This window comes from Fischerella muscicola PCC 7414 (assembly GCF_000317205.1).
GTDB classification, from domain to species: domain Bacteria; phylum Cyanobacteriota; class Cyanobacteriia; order Cyanobacteriales; family Nostocaceae; genus Fischerella; species Fischerella muscicola.
In genome coordinates, this window is sequence record NZ_AJLK01000142.1 from 1 (window position 1) to 3,657 (window position 3,657).

1 protein-coding gene and 1 pseudogene are annotated in these 3,657 nt (G+C 44.4%); one reads left to right on the plus strand and one right to left on the minus strand.

The features are described 5' to 3' along the window. Positions 1–263 precede the first annotated feature (263 nt). Positions 264–359, plus strand: a pseudogene (locus UYI_RS39160) (reverse transcriptase N-terminal domain-containing protein); the annotation flags it as partial. 340 nt (positions 360–699) lie between these two features. On the opposite strand, the gene UYI_RS0122535 reads toward UYI_RS39160, so the two are convergent. Then, complete coding sequence (locus UYI_RS0122535; protein ID WP_016868942.1) at positions 700–3,624, minus strand: NHLP bacteriocin export ABC transporter permease/ATPase subunit; 2,925 nt, start codon at positions 3,622–3,624, stop codon at positions 700–702. Positions 3,625–3,657 lie beyond the last annotated feature (33 nt).

The following is a 3,657-nucleotide window of genomic DNA, read 5'->3' on the forward strand; positions in this document are numbered from 1 at the left end:
TTTTAAGTTGCGGTTGATGTAGTTGTTACTGCACTCAAAATGTATTCGCTCTTGGTTGTGGCTTCCAGCGAGACGGATTGTATACAATGTCAACTAATGTAAACAATTCAACAACTACCCCAAAAATTGGTTTTTAAGCGATCACCCTTAAGTTGCACTCATCGCTTTACGCTGCTTCGCGTTGTGGTGATATCAAGCAAGTCCGTAAACAAAGCGCAAATATTAATGAGGTCTTGGTCAAATAGGGTACTAGCGTAAGAAGGGTAACACAAGACAATCAAGGTAAAAAGAGCGCAGGAGTGGATGGGGTAAAATACTTGTTCCCAGAAGCACGTCTAAACCTGTCCCGACCTCGGTAGGGGAACGAAAAGCATTAGGCGATCGCACTACCCAAAAGCCCACATTTCTGTAAATGTATAAATACGGTTTCCTTTATTTACAGAAATGATTATCTCAGTACAGAATCAAAGAGGCGTGGGCAAGACAACACTAGCGATTCATATAAGTCATGAGCTACTGTTAAAGGGCAGCAGCAAGGGGAAGTTCACCCCCATTCCCTGTTGTGGGGTTGGATCATCCTACAAGTTCGTAGCAAATAAAACTCCGGAAAACTCTGCGAACCTCCGCGTTGACTCTGCGGCCCTCTGCGTTTTTAAACCCTACAATTTTACGCAAAATATGCTTAGTCATTAGCCCTTATCACAACATCTGGCGCGCCATTAACTGAGCAAATAGTCCTTGTTGTTTTGCCAGTTCATCGAAACTACCTTGCTGTACCACCCTACCCCCCTGAAGTACATATATGCGGTGAGCATTACGGATAGTGCTGAGACGGTGAGCGATCGCAATTCTAGTTACTTGTAATCTTTCCAAACTTTCACTGACAATTGCTTGAGTTCTGTTATCTAAAGCGCTAGTAGCTTCATCAAATAACAAAATCCGGGGTTTCAATACTAATGCTCGCGCAATTAATAACCTTTGCCGTTGTCCCCCAGATAAGTTAGTAGCACCTTCGCTTACTACTGTATGCATACCCATCGGCATACCTTCGATATCATCTGCTAAACCAGAAGCTCGTGCTGCATCCCAGGCTTCTTCCATCGTAATCATTGCCCCACTGGCAATATTATCAAAGATCGAACCCGACATCATCCGGCTATTTTGCATTACCACACCCAACTGCCGACGCACAGCATTCACATCCAACCCAGCCAAATCTTGTCCATCGTAGTAAATCGTGCCAGATTCCGGATGATCAAAACCCAACAATAAACGAAACAGAGTTGATTTACCACTGCCAGAAGGGCCAACAAGAGCAATATACTCTCCTGGTTCAGCTTTGATGGTGACATCATCCAAAGTCAGCGGCCCATCATCTCGGTAGCGAAACACCACATGGTCTACAAGCAGCTTACCCGATAGTCTACCAGGATCGGTTTTGCTGGCAGTGATTTCTGGTATGGCTGTGAGAATTGGTTCCGCACGTTTCCACATCGGTAAGACGCGCATAATATCCACGACTGTGGTACTTAAACTAGTAGCTCCACCAATGAAACTGCCAAACGCAGCATTGAAGGCGAGGAAAATACCAGTAGATAAACCACCACCTTCAGGTGAGTCCTGAATCATACTAGCAGCAACCCAAAATAGGAGAGCATTTGTTAAAGGTGGTAGCACTTTGGTGATGAAAGTCACACCATCTTCAATACCCTGAGTTCTCAACATTAGTTTGAGTTGATGAGTATATTGTCTACTCCAGTAGGCAAAAGCTCGTGACTCTGCTCCCGAAACTCGGATTTTCGATACACCGTTAATTAACTGCACCATCACACCAAAGATTTGCCCTTCTAGTTCCAGCAAGGGACGGAACTTTTGTACAGTCAAAATACCAGAGAAAAGAGTGATAGCAATATTGACAACAGCAACGAAACAGGCAAGCAAAGCAAGTGTTGCACTGTAGTAAAATAATAGTCCGAGATTAAGCAAAGAAAAGAAACTAGAGAAAATACTTTTGATAACAGTACTACTAAGTTTCTGGTGAATTTGCGAGATGCTGCTAACGCGAGATTTCAAGTCACCAACTGAGAACTGCCGGAAAAACGACGCTTGCAAATTTAACAGCCGATCCCATACCGCCGCCTGTGTGGAAGATTCTGCAAAAGTCTGTAGTCTGATAATGGCAAATGCTTGAGTCAGTTCAAACATCGTTTGTCCAAAGGTGACAGCCAAAAGACCTAAGCCAATTTGCGTTAATAATCCCCGGTTAGCATCCGGAATAGCATTGTCGATCAAGATAGCAGTAGCTTGGGGTGTCAGCATTCCCAGCACAGTGGTGATTACTCCCGCCAGCATAATGTAAATTAGCTCTTTGAAGTGTCCTCGCAGGGCAAACTGGAGTAAATCTTGAATTTTAAATTTTGTATCAGGAAAAGGTCGATAAAATACGTAGCCAGTCGGAGCTAAATTAGCAGCAGAGCGCTCATCTACACGGATACGAGTCCGCTCCAAAGGATCAAAAATCTCGTAGCGGTTGTCAGATATCGGTAAGATTGCTACAGGGTGGTCGTCTTTGGTGTAAGTAAGTACGGCGCCAGAATCTTGTTTCCACCACTTGTCAGCCAAAGAAATCCGACGCATCCTGACTCGGGAAGCACGAGCGATCGCTTCTAGTGGTTCTGCTACTCGTCTGAGATCCTCTGATTGAGCGGGAGGACAAATCTTAATCCCCAAAGCACGCCCCACCGCACCAGCAGCAATCATTAAAGCTTGATCTGAAGTATCAACCGATTTTGTCTCGGAAGGAAAAGCTGATTTCCGTACTTCTAGCACGGATGACAGTTCTCCTAAAGCCTCCTGCATTACCTGATAATTGAGACGTTCCCTTTCTTGAAATCTCCGTAATTCTGCGGTTATTTCCGATTGCTCCAACAGTTCAATACTTTGAAGAAAATAGGTTGTCAGTTGGGACAAACTTTTTAATATCCGATCTCCATTTTGCAGATCCGAGGTTGCGGTAGTAGCAAGCTCAACAATGCTATCTGCCTGCAACCACATATCTGCACTCAAAGGCAGAATTCCAGAACTGGGATAAATATCCAGTTCTTCAATCCCCATCCAGCGAACATACCCTTCCTGAATTTCCACCCAAGACACAGTACCAGGTTGGGGTTGGAAAATATCGCCACTATTTAAGGAGAAAAAGTTAATTCCTTCTGGTTTGACAGGCATTTTTGGAGGGACAATTTCAGACAGTGCCCAGCCTAGCTGATTCACCCACCCATCCACCAGCGACACAGCCTCACCATCTTTATTGGCTATCAACCTGTTAAAATCTGCCTTTGACATCTTCAGGAGTTCTGTCTCCTCCATCGATACCGCAAGGATCTGGCGCTGCTCCTCATATTGACTGGGTATTGTCGAGAACATCGCCTCTCCATCTCCCAGAGTCAATAAATAACGCCGAGAACCCTCCGGTACACCATCTTTAACAGCGATCGCAAACAGCGCCATCGAACCAGACTTAATCAACCAAACCGTCTCTGGATCATTTAAAAGTACCGGTTGATTACCCTTTAATATATATTCTTGTCCCTGTGGTATCACATAACTGATTTGCTCTAACATCAGTCACTGCTCCAATTTAAAATAAGAAATTAA